This is a genomic window from Streptacidiphilus sp. BW17, assembly GCF_041262485.1.
In the GTDB taxonomy this organism is placed as follows: Bacteria; Actinomycetota; Actinomycetes; order Streptomycetales; family Streptomycetaceae; genus Streptacidiphilus.
Genome location: NZ_JBGCCR010000003.1, coordinates 99812 through 116854 on the forward strand (window position 1 = coordinate 99812; position 17043 = coordinate 116854).

Below are 17043 nucleotides of genomic sequence, written 5' to 3' on the forward strand. Positions count from 1 at the left end.
CCTCAGAGTCCCGCCCAGTCCACCTCCGCAATGCCGGCCGAGCCCGTCGCACCCGTGTCGGAGGCCGACCGCGCCGCCGTCGAGGCCCAGCTCGGCCGAGTGCCGCGCGGCCTCCGCGCCGTCGCCCACCGCTGCCCCTGCGGCCTGCCGGACGTCGTCGAGACGGCCCCACGGCTGGAGGACGGCACGCCGTTCCCGACGCTCTACTACCTGACCTGCCCCCGGGCCGCCTCGCTGATCGGCACCCTGGAGGCGGACGGGATGATGAAGGAGCAGACCGCCCGGCTCGCCGAGGACCCGGAGCTCGCCGACGGCTACCGCAGGGCCCACGAGGACTACATCGCCCGCCGCGACGCCATCGAGGTGCTGGAGGGCTTCCCGAGCGCCGGCGGCATGCCGGACCGGGTCAAGTGCCTGCACGTGCTGGTCGGCCACTCGCTGGCGGCCGGTCCGGGCGTGAACCCGCTGGGCGACGAGGCGTTGGCCGCGCTGCCGGAGTGGTGGCGCAAGGGCCCGTGCGTCTGCGTGGACGGGGCCGAGAACGGGGCCGAGAACGTGGACGGGGCCGAGAACGGGGCCGAGAACGTGGACGGGGCCGAGAACGTGGGCGGGGCCGAGGACACCGAGAACGCTGAGACCGAGGAAGCGGGGGAGACCGCGTGAGCCTGACCCGAGTCGCCAGCGTCGACTGCGGCACCAACTCTATCCGTCTGCTCGTCGCGGACCTCGACCCGGCCACGGGCGAGCTGCACGAGCTGGACCGGCGGATGACCATCGTCCGGCTCGGCCAGGGCGTCGACCGCACCGGCCGCCTGGCCCCGGAGGCGCTGGAGCGCACCTTCGCCGCCTGCCGCGACTACGCGACGGTGATCCGCGAGCTGGGCGCCGCCCGGCTCCGCTTCGTCGCCACCAGCGCCTCCCGGGACGCGGAGAACCGGGACGAGTTCACCGCCGGGGTCCGCGAGATCCTCGGCGTGGACCCGGAGGTCATCAGCGGCGACGAGGAGGCCCAGCTCTCCTTCACCGGCGCGACCAAGGAGCTGAGCGGGGAGCACGGCCCCTACCTGGTCTTCGACCTGGGCGGCGGCTCGACCGAGTTCGTGCTGGGCACCGACCGGGTCGAGGCGGCCCGCTCGGTCGACATCGGCTGCGTGCGGATGACCGAGCGGCACGGCGACGACTTCGTGTCGATGCGCGCCGACATCAAGAAGGCGCTGGACCAGGCGGCCGAGGTCGTCCCGCTCGACACAGGAGCGACTCTGGTCGGCCTGGCCGGAACGGTCACCACGGTGGCGGCCATCGCGCTGGGCCTGCCCGCCTACGACCGTGAGGCGGTGCACCACTCCCGGATCCCGCTGGCCGACGTCCGGGCCGTCACCGAGCGGCTGTTGGGGTCCACTCACGAGCAGCGGGCGGCGATCCCGGTGCTGCACCCGGGGCGCGTCGACGTGATCACGGCGGGGGCGCTGGTGCTGCTCGCGATCATGGAGCGGACCGGCGCGGCAGAGGTGGTCGTCAGCGAGCACGACATCCTCGACGGCATCGCTTGGAGCACGGTGCTCTGAGGGGCTCTGACGGTTCGGCAGGCCCACATCGGGGCTACATCAGGGCCTGTCGGACCGGTCGGGTTCGTGTCGCGCGGAAATGTTCGTGAATTTCTTCACATGGAGTTCCCGTCCCAGGGATGACCTCTCGGGGCACTTCGTCCGAATTGTGGGACTGAAGGCGCTCCGGCGGGCTGACCAGCCCGATCCCAGGTCGCGCGTCCCAGTCGCACACACAATCGCAATGTGGCCGTCGAGCTGCGGATTCTCACGGTTGCCGGGTGGGGTGCGTGAGGAGGGGCATCGGCCGCGCACGTGGGGGCGCGAAGTGTAGCAGGTGCTGTCCAGACCCCTGTGAGTAGGCCGACAAATGCCAGGCAAGGAGGGGGTGGATACTTTCGGATATGAGCACCACGGAGCGTCCTCGCATCCTGATTGTCGGCGGTGGCTATGTCGGCCTGTATGCCGCGATGCGCATCCTCAAGAAGATGCGCTACGGAGAGGCGACCGTCACGGTCGTCGACCCGCGGTCGTACATGACGTACCTGCCCTTCCTCCCCGAGGCGGCCGGCGGCAACGTCGCGCCCCGCAACCTCGTCGCCCCGCTGCGCCGCGTCCTGAAGAAGGCCGAGGTCCTCACGGGTCACGTCACCACGGTCGACCAGGACCGCAAGGTGGCCACCGTGCAGCCCGCAGCCGGCGACTCCTACGAGATCCCCTTCGACTACCTCGTCGTCGCGATGGGCTCGGTGTCCCGCACCTTCCCGATCCCGGGTCTGGCGGAGCACGGCATCGGCATGAAGTCGGTCGAGGAGGCCATCAGCCTCCGGAACCACGTCGTGGCCCAGCTCGACATGGCCGAGTCCACCACGGACGAGGCCGTGCGCAAGCAGGCGCTGACCTTCGTGGTCATCGGTGGCGGCTTCGCCGGTATCGAGACCATCGCCGAGGTCGAGGACATGGCCCGCGACTCGGCGAAGATCTACCACAACGTGAAGCGCGAGGACATGCGCTTCATCGTGGTCGAGGCAGCCAACCGCATCCTCCCCGAGATGGGCCCGGACCTCGGTCTGTGGACCAAGGAGAAGCTCGAGGAGCGCGGGATCGAGATCTACATCGAGACCTCGATGGAGTCCTGCGTCGACAAGCACGTCGTCCTGAAGAACGGTGTCGAGGTCGACGCCTCCACCATCGTGTGGACGGCGGGCGTCAAGCCGAACCCGGCGCTGGCCAACTTCGGCCTCCCGCTGGGCCCGCGCGGCCACGTCGACACCGCGCCGACCCTGCAGGTCCAGGGCTTCGACAACGTCTGGTCCGCGGGCGACAACGCCCAGGTGCCGGACCTCGCCGTCGGTGAGGGCGCCTGGTGCCCGCCGAACGCGCAGCACGCCGTGCGTCAGGCCCTCGTGCTGGGTGACAACGTCATCTCCGGCATGCGGGGCTTCCCGCAGAAGGAGTACAAGCACAAGAACCTGGGTGCGGTCGCCGGTCTCGGCCTGCACAAGGGTGTGGCGATCCTCTTCGGCAAGTACAAGCTGAAGGGCCGCCCCGCCTGGTGGTTCCACCGCCTGTACCACGGCAGCCGCGTGCCCACCATGAACCGCAAGGTGCGCGTGTTCGCCGACTGGACGCTGGCCATGTTCCTCAAGCGTGAGACCGTCTCCCTGGTGGAGATGGAGAAGCCGCGCGAGGTGTTCGTCGAGGCGGCTGGTCCCGCGAAGACGCTCCCCGCGGCGCCGGCTGCGCCCGCCAAGGAAACCGTCTCCGCCTGACGCCGGCCGACCCCTCACGGGTCAGCTGCTCCCCAAGCCCGGCAGCGTCGCCGGACCACAGCCCGTGGTGCTCATAACCGGCACCGCTGCCGTAAAAAGAAGTGCCCCTGCCCGTCATCGACGGGCAGGGGCACTGGCATTTTCACTTCCAGGGGCGAGGCATTGGCAACGTCCCTCAGTCGGTCTTGATCGCCCCGAGGATGTCGAGCCTCGCCGCCCGACGCGCGGGCCAGAGCGCGGCCAGCAGGCCGACGCTCGCGCCGATGCCGATGAAGAGGACGAACTGGCCCCACGGCAGGACCGTGGTGAGCCCGGACAGGTCCGCCGCGAGGAGACGGTTCGCCGCCCACGCGAGGAACGTGCCGATGGCGACGCCCATCGCCGCGCCGAAGACGGCGATCACCACCGACTCCAGCCGGACCATCCGCTTGACGCCGCGGCGGTCCAAGCCGATGGCCCGCAGCATGCCCAGCTCGCGCTTGCGCTCGAAGACCGACATCGCCAGCGTGTTGACCACGCCGAGGACGGCGATCAGGACCGCCATGCCCAGCAGCGCGTAGAGGATGGTGAGCATCATCGAGATGGTCGAGCTGAACTGGTCGATCATCTGCTGCTGCGACTCGACCTTGACCAGCGGGTTGCGGCCGGTCGCGTCCCGCAGGGCCTGCTCGTTGGCGGTGGTGGCGCCGCCGTCGGACTTCACCAGGACGGCGTTGTAGAGCGGCGCCGTGGTGTGCGGGGCGAGTGCCTGCTCGCCGAGGATCGCCGGGCCGAGCAGACCGCTCTTCTGGTAGACGCCGCCGACGGTGACCGTGCCGCTGGTGCCGTTCGGGTACTGCACCTGCATCGTGCTGCCGACGCCGAGGTGACGCGTGCTCGCCTCGTCGGCGGAGAGCAGTATCTGACCCTGACTCAGCGAGGTCGCGGAGCCCGTGGTCATCACCGGTGCGACCAGCTGGTCGAACGTGGTCTCGTCGAAGCCGTTGACGGAGAGCGCTCCACCGGCGGTCTGCAGGTACTGGCTGTCCATCACGCTGCTGGCCGTGACGCCGTGGGCGCTCCGGAGCTCGTCGGCCAGCGTGGGGGAGACCGGGAAGCCCATCTGCATCTCGACCGCGTAGTCCGCCTTCATGTTGGCGGTGACCTGGCCCGCCACGGCCGAGTTGACCGAGGAGCCGATGACGGTCAGCGCCGAGATCAGCGTGACGCCGATGGTCAGCGCGGACGCGGTCGCCGCCGTGCGACGCGGGTTGCGGATCGCGTTCTGCTTGGCCAGCTTGCCGCTGACGCCGAACAGGCCGCGGAAGACCGGGCCGGTGGCCGCGATGATCGGGCGGGAGAGCAGCGGCGTCAGCACGAAGACGCCGAGCACCAGCAGCGCCGCGCCGAGTCCGACCGGCAGCCGGCCGTTGCTGCCGCCCTGGTTCACGCCCATCAGCACCGCGGCGATGCCGAGACCGGCGAGCACGCCGCCGAGGCTGTTCCGGATCACCAGGCTGCGCTGCGAGGACGGCTGTTCGTTGCTGCTCATCGCCGCGACCGGGGCGACCCGGGAGGCGCGCAGCGCGGGGAAGAGCGCCGCCAGCGAGGTGACCACCGTGCCGACCAGCAGCGTGGTCACGACGGTGGAGGCGCTGACCGTCAGGCCGCCGCCCGGCAGGTTGCCGCTGGTCCCGGCCCAGGCCTTGAGCGCCGCGCCGATCCCGACCCCGGCGCCGAGGCCGACCACAGAGGCGGTGAACCCGACCAGCAGTGCCTCGATCAGCACCGAGCGCCGCACCTGACGCCGGCTCGCCCCGAGCGCGCGCAACAGTGCCAGCTCACGGGTGCGTTGGGCGATCAGCATGGTGAAGGTGTTGGAGATCAGGAACACGCCGACGAAGAGCGCGATCCCGGCGAAGAACAGCAGCGCCGTCTTCATGGTGGACGTGCCGTTCTCGACCATCGTCTTGGCGTCGGCGGTCAGCTGCGCGCCGGTGTGCACGGTGATGTTGGCGCTGCGCGGGACCACCTGCTCGATCTCGCTCGCCAGCGCGTCCTGGCTGGTGCCGGGCCTGGCGGTGGCGTCGATGGTGCCGAACTGCCCGGCCTTGGCGTAGAGCTGCTGCGCCAGCGGGGTGTCGAAGAGCACCAGCGAGCCGCCCGAGGTGACCTGCGGGTCGGTGGTGGTGAAGATGCCGGTGACCGTCAGCCGCATGACCGGGCCGTTGACGGCGATCCGGATCGTGTCACCGACCTTGTCGCCGTTCTTGGCGGCGGTCTTCTGGTCGACGGCGACCTGGCCCGCGGTGGCCGGGCCGGTGCCCTGGACCATCGGGTAGCGCGGGTCGCTACCGCCGCTGCCCGGGCTCCAGTTGGCGCCGTTGGTGCTGCCAGCGTCGCCGACCAGGTTGCCGTTCGCGTCGGCGATCCCGGCGAAGCCGCTGACCGTGCCCACGGCCGAGGCCGTGCCGGGCAGAGCCTGTATCCGGTGCAGCGTCTGCGCGGTGAGCGGATCGGCGGCGCTGTTGTTGTTCTTCTCGCTCCGCTCGATACCGGTGGCCTGGTTGTCCACCCGGACGGAGACGTTGTCGTAGTCGTGGGAAAGGCTGTTCTTCAGCGCGGTGCTGACCGAGTCGGAGAAGACCAGGGTCCCGGCCACGAAGGCGGTCCCCAGGACGACGGCGAGCATCGTCATCAGCAGGCGTCCCTTGTGGGACAGCACGTTGCGCAGTGCGGTCTTGAACATGGGTGATGGGCTCTCGTCTCGCGGCGTCTCGCGCCTCAGCTGGTCCGGCCCTTGGCGTCGAACCGGCGCATCCGGTCCAGCACGCCGTCGGCGGTGGGGCCGTGCAGCTCGTCGACGATGCGGCCGTCGGCGAGGAAGACCACCCGGTCCGCGTACGAGGCGGCGACCGGGTCGTGGGTGACCATCACGATGGTCTGGCCGAGGTCGCGCACGGACGAGCGCAGGAAGCCCAGGATCTCCGCGCCGGAGCGGGAGTCGAGGTTGCCGGTGGGCTCGTCGGCGAAGATGATCTCCGGCTTGGAGGCCAGGGCGCGGGCGCAGGCCACACGCTGCTGCTGGCCGCCGGAGAGTTGGCTGGGCCGGTGACCGAGGCGGTCGGCCAGGCCGACGGCCGCGATGACCTGCTGCATCCACGCCTGGTCGGGCTTGCGACCGGCGATGTCCATCGGCAGCGTGATGTTCTCCAGCGCCGTCAGCGTCGGCAACAGGTTGAACGCCTGGAAGACGAAGCCGATCTGATCCCGGCGCAGCTTGGTCAGCTGCTTGTCCTTCAGCCCGCCCAACTCGACCTCGCCGATCCGGGCCGAGCCGGAACTGACCGAGTCGAGGCCGGCCAGGCAGTGCATCAGGGTGGACTTGCCGGAGCCCGAGGGGCCCATGATGGCGGTGAACTCGCCTCGGTAGAACTCCACCGAGACGTGGTCCAGTGCGGTGACGCGGGTGTCGCCCGTGCCGTAGACCTTCGACAGGTCCGTGGCCCGGGCTGCGGCGGTGCGCAGAGCGGTGGTCGTCACGGTGGAATCTCCGAGGTTCGGGACAACAGAGGGAAGGCGGCTTCTCACCGCTTCTTCATCCTCGTGGTCCCGACCGCCCCGGAAGTCGCTCCGAGGACCTGACCGATGCTCCTTCTCCGGGATGACCCCGACTCCGTCTCCTCGGGGATCCCCTCAGGGCCGGACGCCGGCGTGGGTCAGGGTGTGGGTCAGCGTCGAACGCGCTGACCCGCACCGCTCCAGACCCTCGTTCAGGCCTGACGATTTGTCAGAGTCCAGCAAATCAAGTCAACTTCCACCCATGCGGGAGCAAGGTCAGGCTTGCTCCGGATAGGCTCTCCCCGTGGGGTTGCGCCCGGATGGTGGAACGCAGACACGGCGAGCTTAAACCTCGCTGGCCGCCAGGCCGTGCCGGTTCGAATCCGGCTCCGGGCACGTGTGCACACCATGGCCTGACATGGTCAGGCCATGGTGCTGCGCGGCCGGCTGGCGGAGCAGGCTCAGTGCGTCATCCGCGCGGCGGCCCGGCGCAGGTCGAACTCGTGGATGATCGCCTTGGCGTAGCCGTACGAGAGCTCGTACTCGCGGCGGAGCCATTCGATCTTTTCCTCACAGCGGATGAGGGAGGGGCCGTCGGCGACGACGTGGAGCCAGTCGTCCATGGTGCGGCCGGTCACGCCGGGGATGCGGGAGATCAGGTTCTGGTGGGTCTCTGCGGAGTACATGAGGGTCACAAGGCGCCTCCGATGGAGCGGTCCGTTTCACGACTGTGCCGCAGGGTGGGGGCGATGGCAACAGTCTGCGTCGAGGCTTGCGTACCCAGGGGCGCGTGGCTCCATCCCTGATGCGCGGATACGCTCGCTCCATGCTCGATCCGACTCCACTTGTCGCTGCCGCTGAGCGTTTGGCGGACCGTTTCCGCTCGCTCCCCCAGAGTAGGCTCGCGCGCACCGCGCCCGCCGGGCTCGCGCTGGCCCGCGCGATGGCTTCGGCAGCCGGCGCGCCGACGGAGGTGCCGGACGCGGGGGCGTTCGTGGTGGGGGATCAGATCGCGGCGACGGCCCACGATCTGGCGCTCGCGCTGGCCGCGGGCGCGGTGCCGGACGCGGAGCGGGTGCTGGCCGACACGTTGGCTGAGATAGCCGAGGTCGCCGCACTGTAGGCAGTTCGGTGCGTTGCAGCACCTCAGGGGCGCGGGGAACTGCGCGAACAACCATCGATGAGCGGATGGCCCTGTTCGTTCGGGGCCCTACCTGACCGGGTGGCTTGTCGCGCAGTTCCCCGCGCCCCTGGATACTGCACCTTCCCCTGTGCTGGAGAACTCCTGCTACAGGCTCGCGACGACGCGGTCCGCCAGGACGTAGACCGTCTCCGTGTCCGAGAGGGCGAAGGTCAGGGCGTGCGCGCCGGGGAGGCGCGAGGTGCCGAGGAGGCGGACGTCGGTGCCGTCGGCGACGGCCTCGCGGATGCGACGGCCTGTCGCCTGATCACCAGGCGCGATACAGAGCGTGGTCTCGTCCTCGAAGACGTACACGTCGAGCGTGCCCATCGGACCGGGACGGACGTCCTTCAGCGTGGTGCCGACCTCGACCAGCTCCAGCAGGCGCAGGTCGGTCCACTCGGGGGTGGGGGTGGGCTGCGGGACGAAGCCGGGCTGCGCAGGGTGGGCGGGGAGCGGGGCGCGGTCGCCCTCGGAGATCATCTCCTCCAGCGCGGAGCGCAGTGCGTCGGCGAACTCCGGGTCCATTTCACCGGTCTCGTCGACGAATCCGCGCGGGGCGGGCAGGAACATGGTGTTCTCCGCCATCAGCGTGTCCACGGACACCGGGTCCATGTCCACGGAATCCTCCGCGGCGCGGGCCTCCTGCTCGGCCCAGAACGTGCGGGCCTCGGCTATTTCCCTTTCCCGGTCCTCGGCGAGCGCGATGCCGACCGCGCGACGGACGGTCGACTCCAGGCGCCGGGACATGGCGCGCACAGAAAGCAGCGCGGCAGCGGCGAGGGCGGCAACCAGCGCGAGCAGAACGAGAAGGGCGACGATCACGGGAGGCACCCCTTGCGAGGAGTCGTACGAGCGGTCACGACAACAGTGCCCCACCGAGGCCAATCCTGGCAGTGCGTAATGTCCTTTTAATTTGTGACGTCCGACATTGCAGGAATTGCCCGGAACGCAGAAGTCGACGGAATGCAGTCGCTCGGTTGCACTCTGTCGATCGGTTGTGAGCGTTGTATAAAGAAAACGGGTTGGGTCGCGTCGGAACGTGACCCAACCCTTACCCACGTGCTATTGGCCCAAACGGGTCATTATGAGAGAAATCTGAGAAGCCTCGGACGCTGCGCTGCGCCTCAGCTCAGTCGCTCGATGCTGGTGCGCGCTTCCGCTTCGGCTCCGCTGCGCTACGCCTCAGCTCAGTCGCTCGATGCTGGTGCGCGCTTCCGCTTCGGCTCCGCTGCGCTACGCCTCAGCTCAGTCGCTCGATGACCATCGCCATGCCCTGCCCGCCACCCACGCACATGGTCTCCAGGCCGAACTGCTTGTCGTGCCACTGCAGGGAGTTGATCAGCGTCGTGGTGATGCGGGCGCCGGTCATGCCGAAGGGGTGGCCGACCGCGATCGCGCCGCCGTTGACGTTCAGGCGGTCCAGGTCGATGCCGAGGTCGCGGTAGGAGGGGATCACCTGGGCCGCGAAGGCCTCGTTGATCTCGACCAGGTCGATGTCCGAGATCGACAGACCGGCGCGCTTGAGGGCCTGCTTGGAGGCCTCGACCGGGCCGAGGCCCATGATCTCGGGGGAGAGGCCGGAGACACCGGTGGAGACGATCCGGGCCAGCGGGGTCAGGCCGAGCTGCTTCGCCTTGGTGTCGGACATGATCACCAGCGCCGCCGCACCGTCGTTCAGCGGGCAGCAGTTGCCCGCGGTCACCAGGCCGTCGGGGCGGAAGACCGGCTTGAGGCCCTCGACGCCCTCCAGGGTGACGCCCGCACGCGGGCCGTCGTCCTTGCTGACGACCGTGCCGTCCGGCGTCGTCACCGGGGTGATCTCGCGGGCCCAGAAGCCGTCGGCGATGGCCTTTTCGGCCAGGTTCTGGCTGCGGACGCCGAACTCGTCCATGTCGCGGCGGGTGACGCCCTTGACCTGGGCGAGGTTCTCCGCGGTCTGGCCCATGGCGATGTAGACGTCAGGCAGCTCGCCGTCCTCGCGCGGGTCGCGCCAGATCGGCGCGCCGGCCCCGGCGCGGGTCACGGTCCGCTCCTCGGCGGAGGCGAAGAGCGGGTTCTTGGTGTCCGGCAGGCCGTCAGAGCTGCCCTTGACGTAGCGCGAGACGGTCTCGACACCGGCCGAGATGAAAACGTCGCCCTCGCCCGCCTTGATCGCGTGCAGCGCCATCCGGCTCGTCTGCAGCGAGGAGGAGCAGTAGCGGGTGATGGTGCAGCCGGGCAGGTGGTCCATGCCCAGCTGCACCGCGACCACGCGGCCCAGGTTGTGTCCGGCCTCGCCGCCGGGCAGGCCGCAGCCCAGCATCAGGTCGTCGATGTCACGCGGGTCGAGCTGCGGCACCTTGGCGAGTGCGGCGGCGACGATCTGCGCGGTCAGGTCGTCCGGGCGAATGTCCTTCAGGGAGCCCTTTCCCGCCCGGCCGATCGGCGAACGGGCGGCGCTGACGATTACGGCTTCGGGCATCGTTGCTCCTGAGCTGCTGGGGGAGTGAACGTGTGGGTGGAGCCGCCGGGCAGGCAGACCACCTGAGAAAGCTACTCTCAGGTAGCCGCCGCGTCAGCGCTGCCCACGTGTGAGGTGTCTGACGTAGACACGCCCGGCGCGGGAGCGGTCCCCTCCACGTGGGCCCCGTTGGCGCCGGTCGCGTTCAGCGGACGTCGGGCCCGGCGCAGCAGCTGCGCCCAGTGGCCGGCGGGGGCGACCTCCGTGCCGCCGTGACCTGCGGCGACGGCCGCCGCCTTGGCGAGTGTGTGCAGGCCCTCGGTCCGGGCCTTGACCGGGAGCTCGGGCCAGATCCCCAGCGCCGCGCAGAGCGTGGGCAGCATGGCCATCGCCGCCGTCGAGTAGCCGCGCGCGGAGGGGTGGTAGCGGTCGGAGGCGAACATCTCGTGCCGCCCGCGGAACTCCCGACCCAGCAGGTCACCGAGGGAGACACTGCGCGCGCCCGCCTCGACCACCGTGATCGACTGGGCCGCCGCCAGCTGACGGCTGGCCCGCCGCGCCAGCCAGCGCAGCGGCGGGCGTACCGGCTCGATGGTGCCGAGATCCGGGCAGGTGCCCACCACCACCTCGGTGCCGTTGGCCCGCAGCCGCTTGAGCGCGTCGCCGAGCAACCGGACCGAGGCGGCGGGCTTCACCATCTGGGTCACGTCGTTGGCGCCGATCATGATCAGCGCGACCTCCGGACCGTCCGGGCCGAAGGCTTCGAGGACCGTGTCGACCTGGCGGGCCAGGTCCTGCGAGGTCACCCCGTTGGCGGCGGTGACCATCAGGTCCACCGGCCGCTCGGCGACCGAGGCGATCGCCTGGGCCAGCAGGGCGCCCGGCGTCTCGCGGCCCCGGTCGACGCCGAAGCCGGCCGCCGTGGAGTCGCCGAGCACCGCGAAGCGCAGCGGTTCGGCGTCCTGCGCCGCGAAGGCGGTGCCGTACCGGCCGTCGGCATGCGGCGGCTGACCCTTGAGGGAGTCCAGTGTGTGTTCGGCGATCTTCGCCTCGGCCAGCAGCAGCCCGACGAATCCCACGCCGAGCAGGCCGATACCTCCTCCGCCGTAGGCCGCCGCTGCGGCGATCCGTCGGGCGACTCGTTCACGAGACATGACCACCCCCATGTGGGTCGGTCCGGATCGTTCGGCCGCGGGTGGTGCCGGTCCCGCACGGCCGGGCGACCCGGTATCAGTGCATCACTGCGTCAATACCCGGTAACGTGCACGGACTCGCTCGGGTTTCGGCCCGGACGTACCGGTGTCCGTCCGGTGCCGTTCGTTCAGTGTCGTTCGTCCGGTGCCGTTCGTCCGATGTCCAGGCCCTTGCTCCTCCGCCTGACCGAGTCTCCCCCACTACGCTGGCTCTCGCGGGGTCGACAAACCGACTGGTCCCGCGTATTTCCGTCATGCATCCGCGGAGGACCCCGTGCGGTACCACGACTCGATCATCGACCTGGTCGGGAACACCCCCCTGGTCAAGCTGAACAAGGTGGCCGAAGGCATTTCCGCCACGGTCCTGGCCAAGGTGGAGTACTTCAACCCCGGCGGCTCCGTGAAGGACCGCATCGCCATGAAGATGATCGAGGCCGCCGAGGCCTCGGGCGCGCTCAAGCCGGGCGGCACCATCGTCGAGCCGACCAGCGGCAACACCGGTGTCGGCCTGGCCATCGTGGCCCAGCAGAAGGGCTACAAGTGCATCTTCGTCTGCCCGGACAAGGTGTCCACTGACAAGATCAACGTCCTGCGCGCCTACGGCGCCGAGGTCGTGGTCTGCCCGACCGCGGTCGCGCCGGAGCACCCGGACTCCTACTACAACGTCTCCGACCGCCTGGTCCGGGAGACGCCGGGTGCCTGGAAGCCGGACCAGTACTCCAACCCGAACAACCCGGCCTCGCACTACGAGTCCACCGGCCCCGAGCTGTGGGAGCAGACCGACGGCCGGATCACGCACTTCGTCGCGGGCGTCGGCACCGGCGGCACCATCTCCGGCACCGGCCGGTACCTGAAGGACATCTCCGACGGCAAGGTCACGGTCGTCGGCGCGGACCCGGAGGGCTCCGTCTACTCCGGCGGCAGCGGCCGTCCGTACCTGGTCGAGGGCGTCGGCGAGGACTTCTGGCCGACCGCCTACGACCGCACGGTCGCGGACGAGATCGTGGCGGTCTCCGACAAGGACTCCTTCCAAATGACCCGCCGCCTGGCCAAGGAGGAGGGCCTGCTGGTCGGCGGCTCCTGCGGCATGGCCGTCGTGGCCGCGCTGGAGGTGGCCAAGCGCCTCGGTCCGGACGACGTCGTCGTGGTGCTGCTGCCGGACTCCGGGCGCGGCTACCTGAGCAAGATCTTCAACGACGACTGGATGCAGGACTACGGCTTCCTGGAGGAGGGCGGCGACGAGGCCGTCGCCGGCGACGTGCTGGTCCGCAAGGACGCGCTGGAGCACGGCGGCATCCCGCAGTTCGTCCACGTCCACCCGAACGAGACGGTCGGCGAGGCGGTTCAGATCCTGCGCGAGTACGGCGTCTCGCAGATGCCGGTCGTCTCCCAGGGCGCCGGTCACCCGGACGTCATGGCGGGCGAGGTCATCGGCTCCATCGTGGAGCGCGACCTGCTGGAGGGTCTGTTCGCCAAGTCCTTCGGTCTGGACGACCCGCTGGGCGCCCACATGTCCGCGCCTCTGCCGGTGGTCGGCTCCGGAGAGTCCGTCACCAGCCTGATGGCGGTGCTGGGTCATGCGGACGCCGCGGTGGTCCTGGTCGAGGGCAAGCCGCAGGGCATCGTGACCCGCCAGGACCTGTTGACGTTCATGTCGGAGAAGTGAGCTCGGCAAAGTGAGCTCGGAGACCTGAGCCCGCCGACGTGAGCCGGACGCAGGATCGAGAAATAAGTTCAAACGGTACGTAGGCGTCATGTTCCGGCAGCACGTGGTTAACAAGGCTCCGGCATTGTTCTTCTCGACGGCAAGAAAGCCGAGCGTGGTGGCGGCGAAGGTCCGGAGCGGCTCCCGGATCCCGCGGCCACCAGGACGCGTCGGACGGCCCTGACCCGGCTGGCCGCGTCCGCCCGCGGGGAACGCCGTCGTCCCGCCCCTGTCGGTTACGCCGACGGGGTGCGGCGGCCCCGCGGCACCAGCTCCGCATTCCCGGGTGGGGGATGGACGGAGACAGCAGGGCCGGCCCATCGGGCCGGCCCTGCTGGTGCTTTCTGCAGCTGGTGCTGTTCGAACGCCCGACGCCGCGTCAGGTGTTGCGGCGGACCAGGATCAGGCCCGCACCGGCCAGCAGGAAGCCCGCCGCTCCGCCGATGTAGGGGACGGCGTCCGGCGCCCGGGTCGCCCCTTGGACGGCCGCTGCCGTCGTCACGGCCTGTACGTGGGTGGGGTTGTCGCCCTGCGCGGCGGCGGAGGCGAAGGGGATGAGCGCCACCGAGGCGGCGATGCCGATTCCCGCGGCTACCGCGGTGGTGGTGAGGTGACGGCCGCCCACGGGCGCTCCCGTTCCTTGAGGTGCGTCGTACGTCGCTGTGCTCCTGCACTGACCATGCCAGTACCGACGCGAACGATGCTAATCAGCGTCGTCGGGTTTGGATAGGCTCGGGCCATGACTACTGAGAGCAGCGCGGCCGGTCTGCCGGACGAGGGCGGACCGCGGTACATCCGCCTCCAGATCGAGCTGATCGTGGAGATCGTGGATGAGAAGGCGCTGCAGGCAGCGGCGCTTGAGCAGGTCGAGAAGGACGGGTACCTCGAGGACGACGAGCGCGCGGAGGCGGTCGAGGCGATCAACGTCGACCCCAGCGGCGCGATCGCCCACTTCATCGACCCGGTGGCGATGTTGGAGGCCATCCCCGGCGTCGAGCTCGCCGAGGCGGGCTGGGAGACCCAGCCGGTCGACTACGACGAGGAGAACGAGGACTGGGAGCTGCTCGGCGAGGACGACGAGTAAGCCGCGAGTAGGGCTCGATCAGGGCCCGAGCAGGGCCAGGAGGAGGGCCTTGAGTGGGCCCTCCTCCTGGCTGTTGGCGGGCGGGTGGTTGGTGACGCTCCGTCGAATCATCCGTTCGCCTGTTGCCGCTTGCTGCCGGATCCGTTGTGCTTGGCCTGGAAAGTCCGGATTGGGCTTCTTTCAATTGTCCGTTTTAGGGTGATGTGCCGAGAGGCGAAAGAAGCGACGGTCGAGGGCAGGAGTGAGGCGGCATGACGACGGCGGCACAGTGGACCCGGCGTTCGGTGGTGGCCGGGATGGTGGGGACTCCGGTGCTGCTGCTTGCGGCGTGCACCGGCGGAGGTTCCGGCTCCGGATCGGGGTCCGGCGGCAGTTCACCCAAGGCCTCCCAGGCCTCGGTGACCATCACCCCGAAGGACGGCACGACCGGTGCGGACATGACCGTCCCGGTCAGCGTGAGGGTTGCTCAGGGCACCCTGGAGTCGGTCACACTGACCGGCCCCGACGGCAGGCAGATACCCGGTCAGCTCAACGCCGAACGGACCGCGTGGACGAGCCACGCCCCGCTGTCGTCGCTGACCTCGTACAAGGTCTCCGCCCTCGCCAAGGACAGCTCCGGCACCAGCGGCACGACGGCCGCCGGTTTCACCACCGGCAAGCCGGCCAAGACCTTCGTCGGCACCTACACGCCGGACGACAAGGCCACGGTGGGCGTGGGGATGCCGGTCTCGATCCGCTTCGACAACCCCATAACCGACCGCAAGGCGGTGCAGCGGGCCATCACGGTCACCTCGCAGCCGCCCGTCGAGATCGTCGGCCACTGGTTCGGCGACAACCGCATCGACTTCCGCCCGCAGGAGTACTGGAAGCCCGGCACCAGGGTCACCGTGAAGATCGCGCTCAAGGACGTCCAGGGCGCACCGGACCGCTTCGGCACCCAGACCCGCACGGCCACCTTCACGATCGGCCGCAGCCAGACCAGCGTCGCCGACCTGTCCAGCCATCAGCTCACGGTCACCCGCGACGGCAAGGTCACCCAGACCTTCCCGATATCCGGCGGCAGTCCCCAGCACACCACCTGGGCGGGCACGATGGTGATATCCGAGAAGCTGCTGCAGACCCGGATGGACTCACGCACCGTCAACCTCGGCGGCGAGTACGACATCCCCGACGTCCCCCACGCCCAGCGGCTGACCAACTCGGGCACGTTCATCCACGGCAACTACTGGTCCTCCGGGATCTTCGGCGTCGTTAACACCAGCCACGGCTGCGTCGGCCTCCATGACGTCCGGGGCGCGGGCGACCCGGAGACGGCCGCGGCGCAGTTCTACAACAGCTCGATGGTGGGCGACGTGGTCGTGGTCCGTAACTCCGGCGACCGCACGGTCGACCCGTCCAACGGCCTCAACGGCTGGAACGTGGACTGGGCCAGCTGGAAGGCCGGCAGCGCGGTCTAGCTGCACGGGCGGGGGAGTCGCAACCGTGCGGGGCGCGGGCCCCGACGGTTGCAACTCCCCTCTCGGCAAAGGGTTGCTCAGTCCGGATTGCTCAGTCCGGGTCGCTGAGCCCGAGGCCGGTGCGCAGATCCGCGTATGCGTTCTCCGCGGCCTGGTCCGTCGCGGTGCGGGCGTTCGAGATCCGCTGCCACGCCGCCGCGCTCGTCGTCGCCGTCGCGTTCGCGCTCGCGTGCCCGGCTTCGGTCGACTCAGCCTCGGCCAGCGCGGCGAGGAGCGACGGAAGGCCGTCCGCGTTCGCGCCGCCAGGGGACTGGGCCGCGAGGCCCTGCAGCGCCGGCGCTTCGCTGCGGTCGACCGCAGCCAGGCGGGACTCCAGGGCTGCGGCGATCTGCCAGTGCGCGCTGGGGAGGTAGTCGAGCTTCATCCGCAGCAGCACCGACTCCGCGGTGAGCGCCAGCACCTGCTTCTGCTGCGCCGTCAGCCTGCTTCCGTCGCGCGCGTCGCCGGTCAGCGCGCTGCCGTCGGCGTTGCTGAGCACGCAGGTGGCCGAGCGGATGCCGGAGTCCCAAGCCGCCTGCGACGGCGGGAAGTAGACGTTGAGCCGGGCCGCGGTGCCGAACCCGCCGGGGTCGGCGACGACCTGGGCCGCGGTCCGGACGCAGCCGAGTGCGGACTGCACCTCGGACGCCGAGGCGCCGGGGAAGCTGCCGCCCAGGCCGTAGACGCCCACGATCTCGCCGTCGTGGGGCTTGCCGCAGGCGTCGACGTCGACCCCGGAGTTGGCGTCGACGCCGTCGCTGTAGCTGAAGCAGGTGCCGGTCGAGAAGGTCTCCACCGGTCCGGACTGCGACCCGACGTAGGCCGCCGTGCCGATGATCCCGATCATGGCCAGCGCGGTCCACGCCGCGCTGAACGACAGTGCGACGACCGCGAGCCGCTTGCCGCGCAGTCCCCGGCGCTGGGTCCGGAAGAGCGCGACGATCCCCAGCACGACAGCCACCGGGACCAGGGCCAGGACCCCGGCGATCAGGGCGATGACGGCGGCGGCGCTGGTCCTGGGGCGTTCGACCGGAACGGTCGGCTGCCCGGCGGCCGGCGGAGCGGGAGTCAGGGTCACCGCGTGAG

Annotated in this window: 15 protein-coding genes and 1 tRNA gene; 8 read left to right on the forward strand and 8 right to left on the reverse strand. The window is 70.1% G+C overall.

Translation table 11 applies throughout. The features are described from left to right. Positions 1 to 30 precede the first annotated feature (30 nt). The 3 genes from ABH940_RS04515 to ABH940_RS04525 all read left to right on the forward strand — a co-directional run bounded on the left by ABH940_RS04515 (position 31) and on the right by ABH940_RS04525 (position 3316). Positions 31 to 663 (forward strand): DUF501 domain-containing protein, encoded by a 633-nt coding sequence (locus ABH940_RS04515; protein WP_370104535.1) that lies wholly within the window; start codon positions 31 to 33, stop codon positions 661 to 663. A 2-nt stretch (positions 664 to 665) separates the two neighbouring features. After that, positions 666 to 1565 carry an exopolyphosphatase gene (locus tag ABH940_RS04520; RefSeq protein WP_370104537.1) on the forward strand — a complete coding sequence of 300 codons (900 nt, stop codon included), beginning with the start codon at positions 666 to 668 and terminating at the stop codon, positions 1563 to 1565. A gap of 383 nt (positions 1566 to 1948) precedes the next feature. Next, complete coding sequence (locus ABH940_RS04525; RefSeq protein ID WP_370061395.1) at positions 1949 to 3316, forward strand: NAD(P)/FAD-dependent oxidoreductase; 1368 nt, start codon at positions 1949 to 1951, stop codon at positions 3314 to 3316. 175 nt (positions 3317 to 3491) lie between these two features. Here ABH940_RS04525 and ABH940_RS04530 read toward each other — a convergent pair whose 3' ends face one another. Continuing rightward, positions 3492 to 6044 (reverse strand): ABC transporter permease, encoded by a 2553-nt coding sequence (locus tag ABH940_RS04530; RefSeq protein WP_370061393.1) that lies wholly within the window; start codon positions 6042 to 6044, stop codon positions 3492 to 3494. Positions 6045 to 6079: 35 nt separating this feature from the next. Next, complete coding sequence (locus tag ABH940_RS04535; protein WP_370061391.1) at positions 6080 to 6838, reverse strand: ABC transporter ATP-binding protein; 759 nt, start codon at positions 6836 to 6838, stop codon at positions 6080 to 6082. 332 nt (positions 6839 to 7170) lie between these two features. Here ABH940_RS04535 and ABH940_RS04540 point away from each other — a divergent pair. Next, positions 7171 to 7252: transfer RNA gene (locus tag ABH940_RS04540), tRNA-Leu, on the forward strand. A 65-nt stretch (positions 7253 to 7317) separates the two neighbouring features. Here ABH940_RS04540 and ABH940_RS04545 read toward each other — a convergent pair. Beyond that, positions 7318 to 7542, reverse strand: a complete 225-nt coding sequence (locus tag ABH940_RS04545; protein ID WP_370061873.1) for a DUF4287 domain-containing protein — start codon at positions 7540 to 7542, stop codon at positions 7318 to 7320. A gap of 257 nt (positions 7543 to 7799) precedes the next feature. Between ABH940_RS04545 and ABH940_RS04550 the strand changes: the two genes are divergently transcribed. Next, complete coding sequence (locus tag ABH940_RS04550; RefSeq protein WP_370061389.1) at positions 7800 to 7979, forward strand: hypothetical protein; 180 nt, start codon at positions 7800 to 7802, stop codon at positions 7977 to 7979. Positions 7980 to 8144: 165 nt separating this feature from the next. Here ABH940_RS04550 and ABH940_RS04555 read toward each other — a convergent pair whose 3' ends face one another. From ABH940_RS04555 to ABH940_RS04565, 3 genes are all read right to left on the reverse strand, one after another. Continuing rightward, entirely contained in the window at positions 8145 to 8861 is a 717-nt protein-coding gene (locus tag ABH940_RS04555; RefSeq protein WP_370104380.1) for a hypothetical protein, read from the reverse strand. Positions 8862 to 9279: 418 nt separating this feature from the next. Further along, positions 9280 to 10500 carry an acetyl-CoA C-acetyltransferase gene (locus ABH940_RS04560; RefSeq protein ID WP_370061385.1) on the reverse strand — a complete coding sequence of 407 codons (1221 nt, stop codon included), beginning with the start codon at positions 10498 to 10500 and terminating at the stop codon, positions 9280 to 9282. Between the two features lie 77 nt (positions 10501 to 10577). Continuing rightward, on the reverse strand, positions 10578 to 11633 hold the full coding sequence (locus ABH940_RS04565) for an SGNH/GDSL hydrolase family protein (RefSeq protein WP_370104382.1): 1056 nt from the start codon (positions 11631 to 11633) through the stop codon (positions 10578 to 10580). Between the two features lie 313 nt (positions 11634 to 11946). Between ABH940_RS04565 and ABH940_RS04570 the strand changes: the two genes are divergently transcribed. Further along, positions 11947 to 13338 (forward strand): cystathionine beta-synthase, encoded by a 1392-nt coding sequence (locus ABH940_RS04570; RefSeq protein WP_370104384.1) that lies wholly within the window; start codon positions 11947 to 11949, stop codon positions 13336 to 13338. Between the two features lie 418 nt (positions 13339 to 13756). On the opposite strand, the gene ABH940_RS04575 is transcribed toward ABH940_RS04570, so the two are convergent. After that, complete coding sequence (locus tag ABH940_RS04575; RefSeq protein ID WP_370061379.1) at positions 13757 to 14002, reverse strand: hypothetical protein; 246 nt, start codon at positions 14000 to 14002, stop codon at positions 13757 to 13759. Positions 14003 to 14116: 114 nt separating this feature from the next. Here ABH940_RS04575 and ABH940_RS04580 point away from each other — a divergent pair, with 114 nt between their 5' ends. Further along, positions 14117 to 14461 (forward strand): hypothetical protein, encoded by a 345-nt coding sequence (locus tag ABH940_RS04580; protein ID WP_370061377.1) that lies wholly within the window; start codon positions 14117 to 14119, stop codon positions 14459 to 14461. Between the two features lie 251 nt (positions 14462 to 14712). Beyond that, positions 14713 to 15918, forward strand: a complete 1206-nt coding sequence (locus ABH940_RS04585) for an Ig-like domain-containing protein (RefSeq protein WP_370104386.1) — start codon at positions 14713 to 14715, stop codon at positions 15916 to 15918. A gap of 91 nt (positions 15919 to 16009) precedes the next feature. On the opposite strand, the gene ABH940_RS04590 is transcribed toward ABH940_RS04585, so the two are convergent. Beyond that, on the reverse strand, positions 16010 to 17035 hold the full coding sequence (locus ABH940_RS04590) for a septum formation family protein (RefSeq protein ID WP_370061374.1): 1026 nt from the start codon (positions 17033 to 17035) through the stop codon (positions 16010 to 16012). Between the last annotated feature and the right edge of the window lie 8 nt (positions 17036 to 17043).